Origin of the sequence: Streptomyces sp. NPDC048436 (genome assembly GCF_043200355.1) — a bacterium.
Taxonomy (GTDB): domain Bacteria; phylum Actinomycetota; class Actinomycetes; order Streptomycetales; family Streptomycetaceae; genus Streptomyces.
The window spans coordinates 436,295-454,343 of record NZ_JBICXP010000001.1 but is presented as its reverse complement, the minus strand read 5'-3'; the positions used below and the strand labels follow the sequence as shown (position 1 = coordinate 454,343).

16 protein-coding genes and 1 riboswitch are annotated in these 18,049 nt (G+C 68.9%); of the genes, 11 read left to right on the top strand and 5 right to left on the bottom strand.

The features are described from left to right. Positions 1-54 precede the first annotated feature (54 nt). On the bottom strand, positions 55-282 hold the full coding sequence (locus tag ACGFX9_RS02145; RefSeq protein WP_393465708.1) for a hypothetical protein: 228 nt from the start codon (positions 280-282) through the stop codon (positions 55-57). A 135-nt stretch (positions 283-417) separates the two neighbouring features. On the opposite strand from ACGFX9_RS02145, the gene ACGFX9_RS02140 reads away from it, so the two are divergent. Next, positions 418-1,392 carry a carbohydrate kinase family protein gene (locus tag ACGFX9_RS02140; RefSeq protein WP_393463380.1) on the top strand — a complete coding sequence of 325 codons (975 nt, stop codon included), beginning with the start codon at positions 418-420 and terminating at the stop codon, positions 1,390-1,392. A 16-nt stretch (positions 1,393-1,408) separates the two neighbouring features. Here ACGFX9_RS02140 and ACGFX9_RS02135 read toward each other — a convergent pair whose 3' ends face one another. Continuing rightward, complete coding sequence (locus ACGFX9_RS02135; protein WP_393463378.1) at positions 1,409-2,788, bottom strand: cysteine desulfurase/sulfurtransferase TusA family protein; 1,380 nt, start codon at positions 2,786-2,788, stop codon at positions 1,409-1,411. 314 nt (positions 2,789-3,102) lie between these two features. Between ACGFX9_RS02135 and coxB the strand changes: the two genes are divergently transcribed. From coxB to ACGFX9_RS02115, 4 genes are all read left to right on the top strand, one after another. Continuing rightward, on the top strand, positions 3,103-4,065 hold the full coding sequence (gene coxB / locus ACGFX9_RS02130) for a cytochrome c oxidase subunit II (RefSeq protein ID WP_393463376.1): 963 nt from the start codon (positions 3,103-3,105) through the stop codon (positions 4,063-4,065). Beyond that, positions 4,062-5,801, top strand: a complete 1,740-nt coding sequence (gene ctaD / locus ACGFX9_RS02125) for a cytochrome c oxidase subunit I (protein WP_393463374.1) — start codon at positions 4,062-4,064, stop codon at positions 5,799-5,801. Before coxB ends, ctaD begins: the two co-directional genes overlap by 4 nt. Continuing rightward, entirely contained in the window at positions 5,798-6,196 is a 399-nt protein-coding gene (locus ACGFX9_RS02120) for a cytochrome c oxidase subunit 4 (RefSeq protein WP_393463372.1), read from the top strand. Before ctaD ends, ACGFX9_RS02120 begins: the two co-directional genes overlap by 4 nt. Positions 6,197-6,329: 133 nt before the next feature. Then, entirely contained in the window at positions 6,330-7,577 is a 1,248-nt protein-coding gene (locus ACGFX9_RS02115; protein WP_393463370.1) for an Ig-like domain-containing protein, read from the top strand. 79 nt (positions 7,578-7,656) lie between these two features. Here the strand turns inward: ACGFX9_RS02115 and ACGFX9_RS02110 are convergent, their stop codons facing one another. After that, entirely contained in the window at positions 7,657-8,058 is a 402-nt protein-coding gene (locus ACGFX9_RS02110; protein ID WP_393463368.1) for a hypothetical protein, read from the bottom strand. Positions 8,059-8,236: 178 nt separating this feature from the next. Here ACGFX9_RS02110 and ACGFX9_RS02105 point away from each other — a divergent pair, with 178 nt between their 5' ends. The 6 genes from ACGFX9_RS02105 to ACGFX9_RS02080 all read left to right on the top strand — a co-directional run bounded on the left by ACGFX9_RS02105 (position 8,237) and on the right by ACGFX9_RS02080 (position 15,443). Then, a complete protein-coding gene (locus tag ACGFX9_RS02105) occupies positions 8,237-8,857 on the top strand; it encodes a heme-copper oxidase subunit III (protein WP_393463366.1) in 621 nt (206 codons plus the stop codon). 83 nt (positions 8,858-8,940) lie between these two features. Next, positions 8,941-9,750 (top strand): c-type cytochrome, encoded by an 810-nt coding sequence (locus ACGFX9_RS02100; protein WP_393463364.1) that lies wholly within the window; start codon positions 8,941-8,943, stop codon positions 9,748-9,750. Further along, a complete protein-coding gene (locus ACGFX9_RS02095; RefSeq protein WP_393463363.1) occupies positions 9,747-10,802 on the top strand; it encodes a Rieske 2Fe-2S domain-containing protein in 1,056 nt (351 codons plus the stop codon). Before ACGFX9_RS02100 ends, ACGFX9_RS02095 begins: the two co-directional genes overlap by 4 nt. Further along, entirely contained in the window at positions 10,799-12,430 is a 1,632-nt protein-coding gene (locus tag ACGFX9_RS02090) for a cytochrome bc complex cytochrome b subunit (RefSeq protein WP_393463361.1), read from the top strand. The genes ACGFX9_RS02095 and ACGFX9_RS02090 overlap by 4 nt, the downstream gene beginning before the upstream one ends. Positions 12,431-12,575: 145 nt before the next feature. Then, positions 12,576-13,640 carry an anthranilate phosphoribosyltransferase gene (gene trpD / locus ACGFX9_RS02085; RefSeq protein WP_393463359.1) on the top strand — a complete coding sequence of 355 codons (1,065 nt, stop codon included), beginning with the start codon at positions 12,576-12,578 and terminating at the stop codon, positions 13,638-13,640. 85 nt (positions 13,641-13,725) lie between these two features. After that, positions 13,726-13,842: riboswitch (SAM riboswitch) on the top strand. Between the two features lie 182 nt (positions 13,843-14,024). Further along, entirely contained in the window at positions 14,025-15,443 is a 1,419-nt protein-coding gene (locus ACGFX9_RS02080; protein WP_393463357.1) for an aminotransferase class V-fold PLP-dependent enzyme, read from the top strand. Here ACGFX9_RS02080 and ACGFX9_RS02075 read toward each other — a convergent pair. Both ACGFX9_RS02075 and ACGFX9_RS02070 read right to left on the bottom strand, forming a co-directional pair. Beyond that, positions 15,395-16,603 (bottom strand): glycerate kinase, encoded by a 1,209-nt coding sequence (locus tag ACGFX9_RS02075; protein ID WP_393463356.1) that lies wholly within the window; start codon positions 16,601-16,603, stop codon positions 15,395-15,397. The genes ACGFX9_RS02080 and ACGFX9_RS02075 overlap by 49 nt on opposite strands. A 31-nt stretch (positions 16,604-16,634) precedes the next feature. After that, a complete protein-coding gene (locus tag ACGFX9_RS02070; protein WP_393465542.1) occupies positions 16,635-18,041 on the bottom strand; it encodes an SLC13 family permease in 1,407 nt (468 codons plus the stop codon). Between the last annotated feature and the right edge of the window lie 8 nt (positions 18,042-18,049).

Genomic DNA, 18,049 nt, shown 5'->3' with positions numbered 1-18,049 from the left:
GGTTCCCTCGGCGCGCGCCGATGCCCCGCGCCGGTCTTCCGGCCGGCCCCCGCCTCAGTCGCCGTACTCGGACATGCCGTCGATCAGTCGTGCGGAGGCGGGCGGGACGCTGATGCCATGGATCAGCGCGGGCGACACCGGGGCGGTCGCGACCGCGGCGGGGGCCACCCAGTGCGGGGCCATGCGGGCGCAGTCGCCGCGCAGCGTCTCCATGTTCTCCGCGGGGTCGGAGGGCAGCTCGACGGGACGTGCGGTGACGACATGCTTCGAGATAACGGCCATAACGGAACCGTACGCACCGCGGACCTCGCGAAAAAAGACCTACTAACGGGTAGTTTGGCCTCTTCAGCAAGGGTGTCCCGACCCGATAGCGTGAACCGTCAACCCCTTGCCTCTCCTCCACAGGAGCATGCCGTCGTGCGTATCGCAGTCACCGGCTCCATCGCCACCGACCACCTGATGACCTTCCCCGGCCGCTTCGCCGACCAACTGGTCGCGGATCAGCTGCACACGGTTTCTCTCTCCTTCCTGGTCGACGCCCTAGACGTACGCAGGGGAGGTGTGGCCGCCAACATCTGCTTCGGCATGGGCCAGCTCGGCACGGGACCGATCCTGGTCGGCGCCGCCGGCTCGGACTTCGACGAGTACCGCGCCTGGCTCGACCGGCACGGCGTGGACACCGCCTCGGTCCGCATCTCCGAGACGCTGCACACCGCCCGCTTCGTGTGCACCACGGACGCCGACCACAACCAGATCGGCTCCTTCTACACGGGCGCGATGAGCGAGGCCCGCCTCATCGAACTCAAGGCGGTCGCCGACCGCGTGGACGGGCTCGACCTCGTCCTGATCGGCGCCGACGACCCGGAGGCGATGCTCCGCCACACCGAGGAGTGCCGCTCCCGCAAGATCCCCTTCGCCGCCGACTTCTCGCAGCAGATCGCGCGGATGGACGGCGACGAGATCCGCACCCTCCTGGAGGGCGCGACGTACCTCTTCTCCAATGAGTACGAGAAGGGGCTCATCGAGTCCAAGACCGGCTGGACCGACGCCGAGATCCTCTCGAAGGTCGGCCACCGCGTCACGACCCTCGGCGCGCGCGGCGTCCGTATCGAGTCCGTGGGCCAGGACCCGATCGAGGTCGGGGTGCCCGAGGAGAAGGCGAAGGTCGAGCCGACCGGCGTGGGCGACGCGTTCCGCGCGGGCTTCCTCTCGGGCCTGTCCTGGGGCGTCTCGCACGAGCGCGCGGCGCAGCTCGGCTGCATGCTCGCCACCCTGGTCATCGAGAGCGTCGGCACCCAGGAGTACGAGCTGCACCGCAGCGACTTCATGGACCGCTTCACCAAGGCGTACGGCGATGAGGCGGCGTCCGAGGTCCAGGCCCGCCTGGGCTAGGTCTGCCCAAGCCCCCTCATGAGATCCGGCGGACCACATAAGCGGCACCGTGGTCCGCCGGCTCCTCGCCCAGGTACTCCTGCCCCCGCATCTCGCACCACGCCGGGATGTCGAGCCGTGCCGCCTCGTCGTCGGCGAGGACCGTGACGGTGCCGCCGACCGGCACGTCCCCGATGACCTTCGCCAGCTCGATGACGGGGAGCGGGCAGCGCTTGCCGAGCGCGTCGACGACGAGGGAGGCCGACTCCGCGCCCCTCACGGGCGCCACCGGCGCTCCCAGCTGCTCGCGGACCTCGGCCACCACACCCGGCAGCACGTCCAGGAAGCGCTCCACCTCCGCTTCCTCCGTCCCCCGTGGGAGTGACACGCGGACGTTGCCCTCGCTCAGTACGCCCATCGCCTTCAGTACGTGGCTGGGGGTCAGCGTCGAGCTGGTGCAGGAAGAGCCGGATGAGACCGAGAAGCCGGCCCGGTCCAGCTCGTGCAGGACTGTCTCCCCGTCGACATAGAGACAGGAGAAGGTGACGAGGTGGGGCAGGCGCCGCACCGGATCGCCCACCACCTCCACGTCCGGCACGCTCCCGGGCACCCGCGCCCGGATCCGCTCGGTCAACTCGCGCAGCCGTGCGTCCTCCGCGGCGGCCTCGGCCTGCACCGCGCGCAGCGAAGCAGCGGCGGCGACCACCGCCGGGATGTTCTCGAAGCCGGGGGAGCGGCCCGACTCCCGCTCGTCGGCGGGGCCTTGCGCGGCGAACCGCACCCCCTTGCGTACGACGAGCAGCCCCGCACCCGCGGGCCCGCCCCACTTGTGGGCACTGGCGGCCAGCAGCGACCAGTCACCGCCGACCGGCCCCCACGGCAGCGACTGCGCCGCGTCCACGAGCAGCGGCACCCCGGCGGCGCGGCACGCCGAGGCGACGTCGGCCACCGGCTGCTCGGTGCCCACCTCGTGGTTGGCGGACTGGAGGCAGGCCAGCGCCGTGTCGGGGCGCAGTCCGGCGGCGTACGCGGCCGGGGAGACCGCACCGCTCCGGTCCACCGGGATCTCCGTCACCGTTCCCCCGTCGGCTTCGAGCGCCGCCGCCGCGTGGAGTACCGAAGAGTGTTCGACCGCCGACACCACCAGATGCCGCCCGACACGCCGACGCCCGGCGAGCGCGCCCGCGATCCCGGAGTGCACGGCCTGGGTGCCCGAAGCGGTGAAGGAGAGCTCGTCGGGGCGGCACCCCACCGCCTCCGCGGCTGCCTCCCGCGCCGCGTCGAGCAACAGCCTGGCCCGCCGCCCCTCGCGATAGAGCCGAGCGGGATCGGCCCACCCCTCGTCCAACGAGGCCTGCAAGGCCTGCCGGGCCACGGGATGGAGGGGAGCGGACGAAGCCGCGTCGAAGTAGGACACGGGGCAACGCTAAGCGCCCGGAAGGGGCGCGGGGAACTGCGCGAGAAACCACGACGGCCCCGCAGTCGCGGACGGCGAGGTTCCGCCGAGCTGCTGGGCGCCCCGACCCCCCGTCAGAAGCCCCCGCGGGCAGGGGCCCCCACCCTTCGGAGTGACCCGCGGCGCGTTAGGCACCCTCCCCGCGCGACCCCAAATAGCGTCCAGTAAGGTTTGGCCCGCATAAACATCCAAACCCCTGCCCGCCGCAGGGCGGCGACCGACCACCGAGAAGGCCGCAGCCGAAGCGCGGGCCGAGACTCTCGGGAAGGCGCTACGTGAGTCCCAACGGCTCCGACCGCTCGTCGCGGCGCCCGATGCGGCGGAAGCTGCCGCAGGTGCTGACTGCGGGCCTGATCCTTGCAACCGCCACCGGTTGCACATACAAGGACTTTCCCCGCCTTGGTATGCCCACCCCCGTAACGGAAGAGGCTCCGCGGATCCTCTCCCTCTGGCAGGGCTCGTGGGCGGCAGCGCTCGCCACGGGCGTGCTGGTCTGGGGTCTGATCCTGTGGAGTGTCATCTTCCACCGGCGCAGCCGCACCAAGGTGGAGGTACCTCCACAGACGCGTTACAACATGCCCATCGAGGCGCTCTACACGGTGGTTCCCCTCATCATCGTCTCGGTGCTCTTCTACTTCACGGCACGTGATGAGTCGAAGCTCCTCCACCTCGACGAAAAGCCCGCCCACACGGTCAACGTGGTCGGCTACCAGTGGAGCTGGGGCTTCAACTACGTCGAGGACGTGAAGGGTTCCAACAAGGGCGACGCGAAGACGGCCAAGGAGCTGGAGGCCATCCCGGACAAGTTCCGTGATGCGTTCCCGTCCAACGCCGGTGGCGTCTACGACGTCGGCACGCCCGGCCAGCGGAACCCTCAGAACGGCAACCCCGGTCCGACCCTCTGGCTCCCCAAGGGCGAGAAGGTCCGCTTCGTACTGACTTCGCGTGACGTCATCCACTCCTTCTGGGTGGTGCCGTTCCTCATGAAGCAGGACGTGATCCCGGGCCACACCAACGCCTTCGAGGTGACTCCCAACAAGGAGGGCACCTTCATGGGCAAGTGCGCCGAGCTCTGCGGTGTCGACCACTCCCGGATGCTCTTCAACGTGAAGGTCGTTTCCCCCGAGCGCTACCAGAAGCACCTCGAGGAACTCGCGAAGAAGAACCAGACCGGATACATCCCGGCCGGCATCGAGCAGACGAGCCACGAGAAGAACCGGGAGACGAACAACCTGTGAGCATCCTCAACGAACCTCAGGGTGCCGCGGCAGCGGAAGACTCGTACGAGAACGAGCTGCCGGTACGGCGCAAGCAGCCGGGCAACGTCGTGATCAAGTGGTTGACCACCACCGACCACAAGACGATCGGCACGCTCTACCTGGTCACGTCGTTCGCGTTCTTCTGCATCGGCGGCGTCATGGCGCTCTTCATGCGCGCCGAACTCGCTCGTCCCGGCTCGCAGCTGATGTCGAACGAGCAGTTCAACCAGGCGTTCACGATGCACGGCACGATCATGCTGCTGATGTTCGCGACGCCGCTGTTCGCCGGATTCGCGAACTGGATCATGCCGCTGCAGATCGGCGCGCCCGACGTGGCGTTCCCGCGGCTGAACATGTTCGCCTACTGGCTGTACCTCTTCGGCTCGCTGATCGCGGTGGCCGGCTTCCTCACCCCGCAGGGTGCGGCCGACTTCGGCTGGTTCGCCTACTCCCCGCTGTCGGACGCCGTCCGCTCGCCGGGTGTCGGCGCCGACATGTGGATCATGGGTCTGGCCTTCTCCGGCTTCGGCACGATCCTCGGCTCGGTCAACTTCATCACCACGATCATCTGCATGCGCGCACCCGGCATGACGATGTTCCGGATGCCGATCTTCGTGTGGAACGTCCTGCTGACCGCCGTTCTGGTCCTGCTGGCCTTCCCGGTCCTGGCCGCCGCGCTGTTCGCCCTGGAGGCGGACCGTAAATTCGGCGCCCATGTCTTCGACGCGTCCAACGGCGGCGCGCTGCTATGGCAACACCTCTTCTGGTTCTTCGGCCATCCAGAGGTGTACATCATCGCGCTACCATTCTTCGGAATCATTTCCGAGGTCATCCCGGTCTTCTCCCGCAAGCCGATGTTCGGCTACATGGGCCTGATCGGCGCGACGATCGCGATCGCGGGTCTCTCCGTGACCGTGTGGGCGCACCACATGTACGTCACCGGTGGCGTGCTCCTACCGTTCTTCTCCTTCATGACGTTCCTGATCGCCGTACCGACGGGCGTGAAGTTCTTCAACTGGATCGGAACGATGTGGAAGGGCTCACTGAGTTTCGAGACACCGATGCTCTGGGCAGTCGGCTTCCTGATCACCTTCACCTTCGGTGGTCTGACCGGCGTCATCCTGGCCTCGCCGCCGATGGACTTCCACGTCTCCGACTCGTACTTCGTGGTCGCGCACTTCCACTACGTCGTCTTCGGCACCGTGGTCTTCGCGATGTTCTCCGGCTTCCACTTCTGGTGGCCGAAGATGACCGGCAAGATGCTCGACGAGCGCCTGGGCAAGATCACCTTCTGGACGCTGTTCGTGGGCTTCCACGGCACGTTCCTGGTGCAGCACTGGCTGGGCGCCGAGGGCATGCCGCGTCGTTACGCGGACTACCTCGCGGCCGACGGCTTCACCGCGCTCAACACGATCTCGACGATCAGCTCGTTCCTGCTCGGCCTGTCGATGCTGCCGTTCCTCTACAACGTGTGGAAGACCGCCAAGTACGGCAAGAAGGTCGAGGTCGACGACCCGTGGGGCTACGGCCGTTCGCTGGAGTGGGCGACGTCCTGCCCGCCGCCGCGGCACAACTTCCTCACGCTGCCGCGCATCCGCAGTGAATCGCCTGCCTTCGACCTGCATCACCCGGAGATCGCCGCCATCGGCCAGCTCGAGAACGACGGTCAGAAGGACACCGCGCTGTTCGGTGGCGACAAGGAGGCCGCCAAGTGAAGATCCAGGGCAAGATGTTCATCTGGCTGAGCGTCTTCGTGCTCGCCATGGCGATCGTCTACGGCGTGTGGTCGAAGGAGCCGGCCGGTACGACCGCGCTCTTCCTGGCCTTCGGCCTGTGCATCATGATCGGCTACTACCTGGCCTTCACGGCCCGGCGTGTCGACGCGTCCGCACAGGACAACAAGGAAGCCGATGTCGCGGACGAGGCCGGCGAGGTGGGCTTCTTCAGCCCGCACAGCTGGCAGCCGCTCTCACTGGCCATCGGTGGCGCGCTCGCCTTCATGGGCGTCGTCTTCGGCTGGTGGCTGCTGTACTTCTCGTTCCCGGTCCTGATGATCGGCCTGTTCGGCTGGGTCTTCGAGTACTACCGGGGCGAGAACCAGACCCAGTGAGTCTGTGATTCCCGTTTCACCGAGGGGCCCGGACACTCCTGACGGAGCGTCCGGGCCCCTCGGCGTGTCGCGTCCGCCCCTCGTACGGGTCACTCGGCGCGCCGTTACCGGTAAACGTTCATAACGTGTGCATATGAGCCACTCACCGCGAATCCGCACGGTACTGAGCTGCACCTTGCTGGTGGCCGCCCTCGGGGTGGGAACCACGGCCTGTGGCGGCTCCGACGGCCATCCGCTCTCGGCGAAGCCGTACGACGCGGCGGGCCAGATCGCCTTCAACGGCCCTGTGGGCACCCAGAAGGCGGATCCCGACAAGCCCCTTGAGGTCACCGCCCAGGGCGAGGACGGGCGCATCACCGACGTGACGGCCACCGACGCGATGGGGCGGTACGTGGCCGGTGAACTCGGCGCCGACGGCGCCCGCTGGCACAGCACGTCGCCACTGGCGGCAGGCACGCACTACACCGTGCGGGTGAGCACCGAGGACGACGAAGGCTCGCCGGGCCGCAAGGTCATGAACTTCGACACGAACGCCCCGGCCAAGAAGAGGCGCCTCGACGTCACGTTCGGCCCCGAGTCGGGCAAGTACGGCGTCGGACAGCCCGTCACGGCCGAACTCAGCGCCAAGGTGAAGGACAAGAAGGCCCGGGCCGTCGTGGAGCGCGCGCTGAAGGTCGAGACGCAGCCCGCCACGGAGGGCGCCTGGCACTGGGTGGACAGCAAGACGCTGCACTACCGCCCCAAGGAGTACTGGCCCGCGGGCGCGCACATCCACGTACGGAGCAACCTCGAAGGCATCAAGGTCCGCGACAAGCTCTGGGGCGGCGAGTCCAAGCCGCTGAAGCTCACCATCGGCGACCGCATCGAGGCCGTGACGGACGCCGGGTCGCACTACATGACGGTCTACCGCAACGGCGAGGAGATCAACTCCATGCCGGTGACCACGGGCAAGCCCGGCTACTCCACGCGCAACGGCGTCAAGGTGGTGCTGGGCAAGGAGTACTCCGTACGCATGACCAGTGCCAGCATCGGCTCTTCGGACTTCTACGACAAGATGGTCTATTACGCGACGCGGGTCACCGACTCCGGTGAGTACGTGCACGCCGCGCCCTGGTCGGTCGGCTCACAGGGTTACGAGAACACCAGCCACGGCTGCACCGGCATGAGCACGGACGACGCCGCGTGGTTCTACGACACCGTCCGGCAGGGCGACATCGTCAAGGTCGTCAACAGTGCCGGCGCGGACATGGATCCGTTCGGCAACGGCTACGGCGACTGGAACCTCGACTGGAAGAAGTGGCGCAAGGGCAGCGAACTCGTCGGCGGCGCCAAGGAGGGCCCGACGGCGGTCGATGCGGCCCGGCTGCGGCCGCAGGTCTGATCGGCCGGGACACGCCCGGGAAGCGGCGAGAGGGGCCCGCACACACGCGCGGGCCCCTCTCGTATGCCCAAGTGCCGCGTCAGGCCTGGACGGCCAGCCTGGCGCGCAGCAGAGCGGCCAGAGAGTCCGCGAACTCCACCGGGTCGACCGGAAGGGTCACCGCGGACTCCGCACGGCTCCAGGTGGCCAGCCAGGCGTCCTGCGGGCGCCCCATGAGCAGGAGCACGGGCGGGCAGCGGAAGATCTCGTCCTTGAGCTGGCGGCAGACCCCCATGCCGCCCACCGGCTGCGCCTCGCCGTCCAGGACGCAGACGTCGACGCCGCCCCGCTCGAGCTCCTTCAGGACGGCGGGCAGGGTCGCGCACTCGATGAACTCGACCGGGGGGACGTCCGCCGCCGGCCTGCGTCCGGTGGCCAACCGGACCTGCTCGCGGGTGCTCGCGTTGTCGCTGTAGACCAGCACCGTGGCGGTCGGCTGCATTGTTCCTCCGCTTCGTTGAGGGCGTTCGGCCGGGAACCGATGCGCGGATGCTACTCCTCCGGACACCCCGTCAACAGCGGTTCGGACAGCCCTTCGATGGGCCATACGGGCAGGACACACCCCGCAGACACTCCGAACGGCACCCCCCGGGGTGAGGGCGGGATAAGCGACCGACATAATGTCGGTCGTGGCGACAGCAACGACAGTAGATACCGGGCACGCGCACCCGCCGGTCAATCGGCCGAACCTCACCAGCGTCGGAACCATCATTTGGCTGAGTTCCGAGCTGATGTTCTTCGCGGCCCTCTTCGCGATGTACTTCACCCTGCGATCGGTGACAGGTCCTGATCACTGGAAGGAAATGGCGTCCGCGCTGAACTTCCCGTTCTCAGCGACGAACACCACGATCCTGGTGCTCTCCTCCCTCACCTGTCAGCTAGGCGTGTTCGCCGCTGAACGTGGTGACGTGAAGAAGCTCCGGATGTGGTTCATCGTCACCTTCATCATGGGTGCGGTCTTCATCGGCGGTCAGGTCTTCGAGTACACCGAGCTGGTCAAGCACGAGGGTCTCTCGCTCTCGTCCGACCCGTACGGATCCGTGTTCTACCTGACCACCGGCTTCCACGGCATGCATGTGACAGGCGGTCTCATCGCCTTCCTGCTGGTACTCGGCAGGACATACGCGGCCAAGAGGTTCACCCATGAGCAGGCGACCGCAGCCATCGTCGTGTCCTACTACTGGCACTTCGTCGATGTTGTCTGGATCGGTCTCTTTGCCACGATCTACATGATCAAGTAACCGGGGCCGGCCTCGCGAAGGGCCCGACGTTCCGACTCATTCCAGAAGCATCGACGCTGAAGATCCTGACACCGGGGTAATCCGTGAAAAAGCTCTCCGCACGACGACGCCACCCGTTGGCGGCGGTCGTCGTCCTACTCCTCGCGCTGGCGGCCACCGGGGGGCTGTACGCCGCGTTCGCACCCGCGGACAAGGCGCAGGCCGACGACACCGCCCAGTCACTTGCCATCGACGAAGGCAAGAAGCTCTACTCCGTGGGCTGCTCCAGCTGCCACGGAACCGGCGGTCAGGGGTCCACCGACGGTCCTAGCCTGGTGGGCGTCGGCGCAGCCGCCGTCGACTTCCAGGTCAGCACCGGCCGTATGCCGCTCCAGCAGCCGGGCGCCCAGGCGCCGAAGAAGAAGGCCATCTACAACCAGGCACAGGTCGACCAGCTCGCGGCGTACATCGCCTCGCTGGGCGCGGGGCCGACCGTTCCCACCGAGAAGCAGTACAGCCCGGACGGGGCGGACATCGCCAAGGGTGGCGAACTGTTCCGCACCAACTGCGCGCAGTGCCACAACTTCACCGGTGAGGGCGGCGCGTTGACGAAGGGCAAGTTCGCCCCTTCGTTGGAGGATGTCTCCCCGAAGCACATCTACGAGGCCATGCAGACCGGCCCGCAGAACATGCCGTCCTTCCCCGACACGACGATGCCGGAGAAGAACAAGAAGGACATCATCGCGTACCTCGACGCGGTCAACGGCGAGCAGACCGAGAGCCCTGGCGGTCTGAAGCTGGGTGGACTGGGTCCGGTCAGTGAAGGCCTCTTCGGCTGGATCTTCGGTCTCGGCACGCTGATCGCGGTCGCCGTGTGGGTCGCCGCTCGGACCGCAAAGGCCAAGAAGTCATGAGTAGCCAAGAGAATCCAGAAGAGACCCTGCCCAGCGTGCAGGAGACCGAGCACGGCTCGGTAGCTGTCGCGGACGAGAACCCGTTCGCGGACCCGGGGCTTCCGCCCCACCAGCATCGTGTCCAGGACATCGACGAGCGGGCCGCCAGGCGTTCCGAGCGTGCGATCGCCTTCCTGTTCACCCTGTCGATGCTGGCCACGGTCGCCTTCATCGCCTCGTACGTGGCCTTCCCGGTCGACAAGCGCGTCTACATCTTCCCCATCGGCCACATCAGTGCGCTGAACTTCTCGCTGGGAATGACGCTCGGCATCGCCCTCTTCTGCATCGGAGCGGGCGCGGTCCACTGGGCCCGCACCCTGATGTCCGACGTGGAGGTCGCCGACGACCGGCACGCCATCGAGGCCGAGCCCGAGGTCAAGGCCAAGGTCATGGCCGACTTCAAGGCCGGTGCCGCGGAGTCGCAGTTCGGACGGCGCAAGCTGATCCGCAACACGATGTTCGGCGCGATGGCCCTGGTGCCGCTCTCCGGCGTCGTCCTCCTGCGTGACCTCGGTCCGCTGCCCGAGGACAAGCTCCGGCACACGCTCTGGGGCAAGGGCAAGCTGCTCGTGAACATGAACACGAACGAGCCGCTGCGCCCCTCGGACGTCCAGGTCGGTTCGCTGACCTTCGCCAAGCCCGAGGGCCTGGAGGAGCACGACCACGACTTCCAGAAGGAGATCGCCAAGGCGGCCCTGATGATCGTCCGGATCCAGCCGGACAACATCAAGGACAAGCGCGAACTCGAGTGGTCGCACGACGGCGTCGTCGCGTACTCCAAGATCTGCACCCACGTGGGCTGCCCGATCTCCCTGTACGAGCAGCAGACGCACCACGTCCTCTGCCCGTGCCACCAGTCCACCTTCGACCTCTCCGACGGTGCCCGAGTGATCTTCGGCCCGGCCGGTCACGCACTGCCGCAGCTGCGCATCGGCGTGAACGACGAGGGCTACCTCGAGGCGCTCGGCGACTTCGAAGAGCCCGTCGGTCCTGCTTTCTGGGAGCGCGGATGAGCACTACGACGACCGATACGCGTAAGAAGGAGGCGCCCGCCGGTGAGCGGGTCGCCGACTGGGCCGACGGCCGCCTGGGGATCTACTCCCTGGCCAAGGCCAACATGCGCAAGATCTTCCCGGACCACTGGTCCTTCATGCTCGGTGAGATCTGCCTCTACAGCTTCATCATCATCATCCTCACGGGTGTGTACCTGACCCTGTTCTTCCACCCCTCGATGAACGAGGTGGAGTACAGCGGCAGTTACATCCCGCTGCAGGGCCAGCTGATGTCCGAGGCGTTCAACTCGACCATGCACATCAGCTTCGATGTGCGCGGTGGTCTGCTGATCCGGCAGATCCACCACTGGGCGGCGCTGATCTTCCTCGCCGGCATGTTCGTGCACATGATGCGCGTCTTCTTCACGGGTGCGTTCCGCAAGCCGCGTGAGGTCAACTGGCTGTTCGGCTTCCTGCTGTTCGTCCTCGGCATGTTCACCGGTTTCACCGGTTACTCGCTCCCGGACGACCTGCTCTCCGGCACCGGTGTCCGCTTCATGCAGGGCGCGATCCTGTCCGTGCCCGTCGTGGGTACGTACCTCTCGATGTTCCTGTTCGGCGGAGAGTTCCCCGGCGGCGACTTCGTGGCCCGGTTCTACTCGGTGCACATCCTGCTGCTGCCGGGCATCATGCTCGGCCTGGTGGTGGCGCACCTGATCCTGGTCTTCTACCACAAGCACACGCAGTTCGCGGGCCCCGGCAAGACGAACAAGAACGTCGTCGGCATGCCGTTGCTCCCGGTCTACATGGCCAAGGCCGGAGGCTTCTTCTTCCTGGTCTTCGGTGTCATCGCGGTGGTCTCGGCGATCGCCACGATCAACCCGATCTGGGCGATCGGCCCCTACCGTCCGGACCAGGTCTCCACCGGAGCCCAGCCCGACTGGTACATGGGCTTCTCCGAAGGCCTGATCCGTGTCATGCCGGGCTGGGAGATCAACGCCTGGGGTCACACGCTCGTCCTGGGTGTGTTCGTCCCGCTGATCATCTTCCCGCTGGTCCTGGTCGCGATCGCGGTCTACCCGTTCATCGAGTCCTGGGTCACCGGGGACAAGCGCGAGCACCACATCCTGGACCGCCCGCGCAACGTCCCGACCCGGACGGCGTTCGGTGTCGCGTGGATCACCTGGTACATGGTGCTGCTCATCGGTGGTGGAAACGACCTCTGGGCCACGCACTTCCACCTGTCGATCAACGCGATCACCTGGTTCGTGCGCATCGCCTTCTTCGTCGCGCCGGTCATCGCCTTCGTCATCACCAAGCGGATCTGTCTGGGTCTGCAGCGGCGTGACAGGGACAAGGTGCTGCACGGACGCGAGTCCGGCATCATCAAGCGCCTGCCGCACGGTGAGTTCATCGAGGTCCACGAGCCGCTCGACCAGGGGCAGCTGCACACGCTCACCGCGCACGAGCAGTACGCGCCGGTCGAGATCGGTCCGTCGGTCGACGAGAACGGTGTCGAGCGCAAGGTGTCCGGCTCGCAGAAGCTCAGGGCCAAGCTCTCCAAGGGCTACTACGGGGAGGACAACCAGATCCCCAAGCCCACCACCGAGGAGTACAAGGAGATCACCAGCGGCCACGGCCACCACTGATCCCCTGAAGCTCTGACTCAAGGTCGCCACGGCGAGAGCCCCGTCCATGCGTTCCACTGCATGGACGGGGCTCTTTGCCGCTCTCCGCGCTGGATAAGGTGGTCCCATCCCTACGCCACGAACGCTGACGAACCCAGGAGCGGCCATGAACGCTGTGACCACCGCAGGAGGCAACACCGCGGCGGCCCGTTCCTGGCCCGGTGTGCTGAACGGCCTGCTGGACGGCAACGACCAGAGCGCCGACGACACCGCCTGGGCGATGGACCGCATCATGCGGGGCGAGGCCACCGACGCGCAGATCGCGGGCTTCGTCGTGGCGCTGCGGGCCAAGGGCGAGACCGTGGAGGAGATCTCCGGTCTCGTACGCACCATGTACGAACACGCCAACGTGATCGAGGTGCCGGGGGCGACGGTCGACATCGTCGGCACCGGTGGTGACGGCGCCAAGACCGTCAACATCTCCACGATGTCCGCGATCGTCATCGCCGGAGCGGGCGCGAAGGTCGTCAAGCACGGCAACCGCGCCGCCTCATCGGCCAGCGGCGCCTCCGACGTCCTCGAAAAGCTCGGCGTGAACCTGGAGCTCACCCCGCGGCGGGTCGTCGAGGTCGCGGAGGAGGCGGGGATCACCTTCTGTTTCGCGGTGAAGTTCCACCCCGCGCTGCGGCACGCGGGGACCGCGCGCAGCCAGTTGGGGATCCGGACCGTCTTCAACCTCCTCGGTCCGCTCACCAACCCGGCCCGGGTGCGGGCCCAGGCCGTCGGGGTCGCCGACGCGCGGATGGCGCCCATCGTGGCCGGGGTCTTCGCCGAGCGCGGGCACTCGTCCCTGGTCTTCCGCGGTGACGACGGCCTGGACGAGCTGACGACCACGGCCACCTCCCGGGTCTGGGTCGTACGGGACGGCACCGTGCGCGAGGAGTCCTTCGACCCGCGGGACGCCGGCATCGACCTGGTCCCCGTGGAGGCGCTGCGCGGCGCCGACGCCTCGTACAACGCGGAGGTGGCGCGCCGCCTCCTGGACGGCGAGAAGGGCCCGGTACGGGACGCCGTGCTGCTCAACTCCGCGGCGGCCCTCGTGGCCCTGACGCCGGGCGAGGGGAGCCTGACCGAGCAGATCCGCGGGGGCATCGCCCGGGCGGCCGAATCGATCGACTCGGGGGCCGCGAAGCAGGCCCTGGAGCGGTGGGTGGCGGCCAGCAACCGCTGAGAGCGACCCGAGTGTGACGCGAGGCGCAGTCCGGATTCTGGACTGCGCCTTGCGCGTCGAAGATCGTATGGCAGGATGCTGCACAGGTCATGAGTGACAGCGATTAGGCCCCGGCTCGCTGTCCGGCAACCCTCCGTCCGTGGCGGGGTGCCCCGGGTGAAGACCAGGCCGTACGCAGCAAGGCGTATGGCAAGCGCGGACCCCTGCGCACTCGATGAGTGTCGTACCCCTGGGGTCCTGGTCCTCAAGGGAGCAGTCTCGTGAGCAAGCGAATGCGATAGGGCTTCCCGGCCCCTTTTCCGCAACCCTCTTTTCTCTTCGTCACTGCGGCGCCGCACGGGCGCTCTCGCAGTGAACTCGCCTGCCTTCCCACGGGAGTTCGCCATGTCCGCACGCTCTGTCGCCACCACCGAAGCCTCCGCCTCCGCCTCCGCCTCCGCCTCCGCCGAGTCCGCCGACCCCTGCTGCGCGGCCCCGCTGCCGGTGCTCGGCCGTGACGTCACCGTGCCGCTCGTCACCGGCGGCGAGGTGACCTACGCCGCGCTCGACTACGCGGCGAGCGCCCCGGCGCTGCAGCGGGTCTGGGACGACGTGGCCGCTTACGCGCCCTACTACGGCAGCGTGCACCGCGGCGCCGGGTACCTCTCGCAGCTCTCCACCGACCTCTTCGAGAACAGCCGCGTCGCCGTCGCCGAGTTCCTCGGCTGCCGCGAGGACGACCAGGTCGTCTTCACCCGTTCGACCACCGACTCGCTGAACCTGCTCGCCGCCGCGCTGCCCGCCGACTGCCAGGTCTTCGTCTTCGAGACCGAGCACCACGCCTCGCTGCTTCCCTGGCGCGACGCCCGCGTGACGTACCTGAACGCCCCGCGCACCGCCGAGCAGGCCGTCGCCACCCTGGAGCGCGCCCTCGCCGACCGCGACCCCTACGGGCCCGCCCTGGTCTGCGTGACCGGCGCCTCGAACGTCACCGGTGAGCTGTGGCCGGTCAAGGAGCTCGCCGCCGCCGCGCACGCGCACGGCGCCCGCATCGTCCTGGACGCCGCGCAGCTCGCGCCGCACCACCCGGTCTCCATCAGCGAGCTCGACGTCGACTGGGTGGCCTTCTCGGGCCACAAGCTGTACGCGCCCTTCGGCTCGGGCGTCCTCGCGGGCCGCTCCGACTGGCTGCGGGCAGCCGAGCCCTACCTCGCGGGCGGCGGTGCCTCGCGGAAGGTCGCGCGGCGCACGGACGGCGGCGTGGACGTCGAGTGGCACGACACCGCGGCGCGGCACGAGGCCGGTTCGCCGAACGTCATCGGCGTGTACTCGATCGCCTCCGCCTGCAAGGCGCTGACCGAGGCGGGCTTCGACGAGCTCGTCGCCCGCGAGCGCCACCTCATCGCGAAGGTCCGCGAGGGCCTCGCCGATGTGCCCGCGGTGAGGGTGCTCTCGCTCTTCGGTGACGACGCGCCGCGCGTGGGCGTCATCTCCTTCGTCGTCGACGGCTGGAACAGCTCGCACTTCGCCGCCGCGCTCTCCGCCGAGTACGGCATCGGCGTACGCGACGGCCTCTTCTGCGCCCACCCGCTGGTGCGCACCCTGCTCGGCAGCGACCCGCAGACCCAGGGCGAGTGCGGCGCGCCCGAGGCGGCGCCCGGCGAGAAGTCCCTGAACGCGATCCGCGTCAGCTTCGGCGCGGGCACCCCCGATGAGCACGTGGAGCGTTTCGTGCGCGCCGTCAAGGAGCTCGTGGCGGACGGCGCGCGGTGGAACTACCGTACGGAGGACGGGCGTTGCGTGCCGGACACCAACGCCGCCTGAGCCTTGGTCCGTCCCTTCAGACGTGACCCCAGAAGGATCATCCGCAGGGCCCGCTCGGTCGCGTCGGTGAGGAACTCGGCCCCACGGCCGAGCGCCTCGGTGAGCGAGACCGGCGCGGGCAGGATCGCGCTGTAGGCGTCCACGCCCGCCGCCCGTACGTGGTGCGCGCCCTGGCCGATCGTGCCCGCGAGGACCAGGACGGGGCGGCCGAACCGCTTGGCGCGCCTGGCCACTTCGGCGGGGACCTTGCCGCGCGGCGTCTGGTGGTCGAGGGCGCCCTCGGCGGTGACGACGAGGTCGGCGCGGGCCAGGCGCGCGTCCAGGTCCAGGTGGTCGAGCAGCACGTCGAAGCGGGGGAGCAGCTCGGCGCCGAGTGCGGCGAGGCCCGCGCCCAGGCCGCCGGAGGCGCCTGTTCCGGGGCCGAGGGCGAGGTCCTGCGTGGCGCGAAGGTCGCGGGTGAGGACGCGCGCCCAGTGTTCGAGGCCCGCCGCCAGCTGTTCGACCTGGGCCGGTGTCGCGCCCTTCTGGGGGCCGAAGACGCGGGCGACCCCTTGCTCGCCGGTCAGGACGTTGAAGGGGTTGCACGCGACCCGGATCTCGGTGTCCGCGAGGCGGGGGTCGAGGCCTGCGGGGTCGACGCGGCTCAGTCGGGTCAACTCGCCGCCGCCGAGCGGGAGTTCCCAGCCGTCCACGTCCAGGAGCCGGGCGCCGAGTGCTTGCAGGGCGCCCGCGCCGCCATCCGATGTGCCGGAGTCGCCGCAGCCGACCAGGATGCGGCGGGCGCCCGCGTCGAGTGCGGCGCGGATCAGCTCGCCGACGCCGTACGTCGTCGTCGCGCCCGGGTCGCGCAGTCCGCGCGGGACCAGGGAGAGCCCGGCCACGGCCGCCATCTCCACGATCGCCGTCCCGTCGGGCAGCAGGGCGAAGTGCGTGCCGATCCGCTGGCCGACGGGGCCGGTGGCGGGCAGCGCGACCAGGCGGCCGCCGCCCGTGGTGGCCAGGGCGCGCGCGGTGCCCTCGCCGCCGTCCACCAGGGGGATCAGGTCGGTGGTGGCGCGGGGGACGACGCGGCGCACTCCCTCGGCGATGGCCTCGGCGGCGGACTGCGCGGACAGGGACTCCTTGAAGCCGCTGGGGGCGATGGCGAAGTGGGTCAGCACGTGGGTCTCCAGAGTGGATTCAAGGGCGGGTTCAGCGGACGGGCACACCGAGCAGCGGCCAGAGCGTGACGGCGAAGAGCAGGACGAGCGCGGCGGTCAGCGGTGCCAGGACCGCGGAGAGTCGCAGCAGGTCGCGCGGGGTGTAGGTGGGGGTGCCGGGGATGTCGGCGAAGAGCGTGACGGGCTTGGCGGACGCGGGCAGGGTGTGGCAGAACCCGGCCGCCGCGGTGGAGGCGAGGGCCGCGGCCACCGGGTTGACGCCCGCTCCGACGGCCGCCGCGACGACCAGCGGGACCAGGACGGACGAGCGGGCCGAGCGGGATTGCAGGACCAGGTGGGCGGCCGTGCTGACCGCCACGACGACGGCCAGGAAGAGCCAAGGCGGCACATCCAGGGGAACCCCGCCCACCAGCCACTTCGCCGCCCCCGATTCGGCGAGCGCGACCCCCATCGCCATCGTCGCCGCCATGAACAGCAGCAGCGACCAGGGCACCGTCTTCAGGGCGTCCTTCAGTCGTACGGTGCCCAGAGCGGGGGACGAGGCGACGACCGCGCCGATCAACGCGACGACGGCGGGCGGAACTTGGTGCAGCGGCTCGCTGCACCAGAGCGCGACGACCGTGGCGAGCAACAGCGCGCAGCGGGTCTCGGCGGGCTCCCAGGCTCCGGTGACCGGCTGCTCGCTGTGCTCCTGGAGCTGCTCGACGGAGATGTGGACGGGGCCTTCGCGGTCCGCGCGCCGCGTGGTCGTCAACAGGACGGCCTCCGCGGCCAGATGGGACGAGGCGACAGCCAGCGGCAGGCCGAGCAGCATCCACTGCGTGAAGCCGATCCGCTCCCCGGTGGCCTCCCACAGCACGGACACCGTGATCAGGTGGGCGCCCGCGCCGATCAGGGTCGCGACCGCGGACAGCAGGATCACGGTCGGGAACAGCAGCGCGAGCATCACCACGAGGCGCTTCCGGTCGGCGAGGACCTTGGCGAGAGCGAGGAAGACGGGGAGCGCCAGCGCGGCGCGGCCGGACGTCGCCGGTACCGCGAAGGCCGTCACGACCAGGGCCGCCGTCGTCAGATGCGTCAACTGCCGTACGCTGCGCGCCCCGCTGACGAGAAAGGCCGCCGCCCGGCCCGCGAGACCACTGCGTGCCACCGCTGCCGCGAGCACGAAGGCGCAGATCAGCAGCCAGACCGTCTCGTCACCGAGGGTCCCGAAGAGAGTGTCGCTGCTGATCACCCCGGTCGCGGTGAGCGCGAGCCCGGCGCCGAGCGCGATGTACGTGTCGTCGACCGGCGTACCGATCCACGCGCAGGTCGCCAGGGTGAACACGGCGAGGGTGAGCCGCGCGTCGCCGCTCAGACCGGGGAAGTTGCCCGGCACCAGAAGCAGCGCGCACAGGCTCAGCGCCAGGCAGAGGGTGATGGCTCGGCGGGGATTCAGGGTCACGC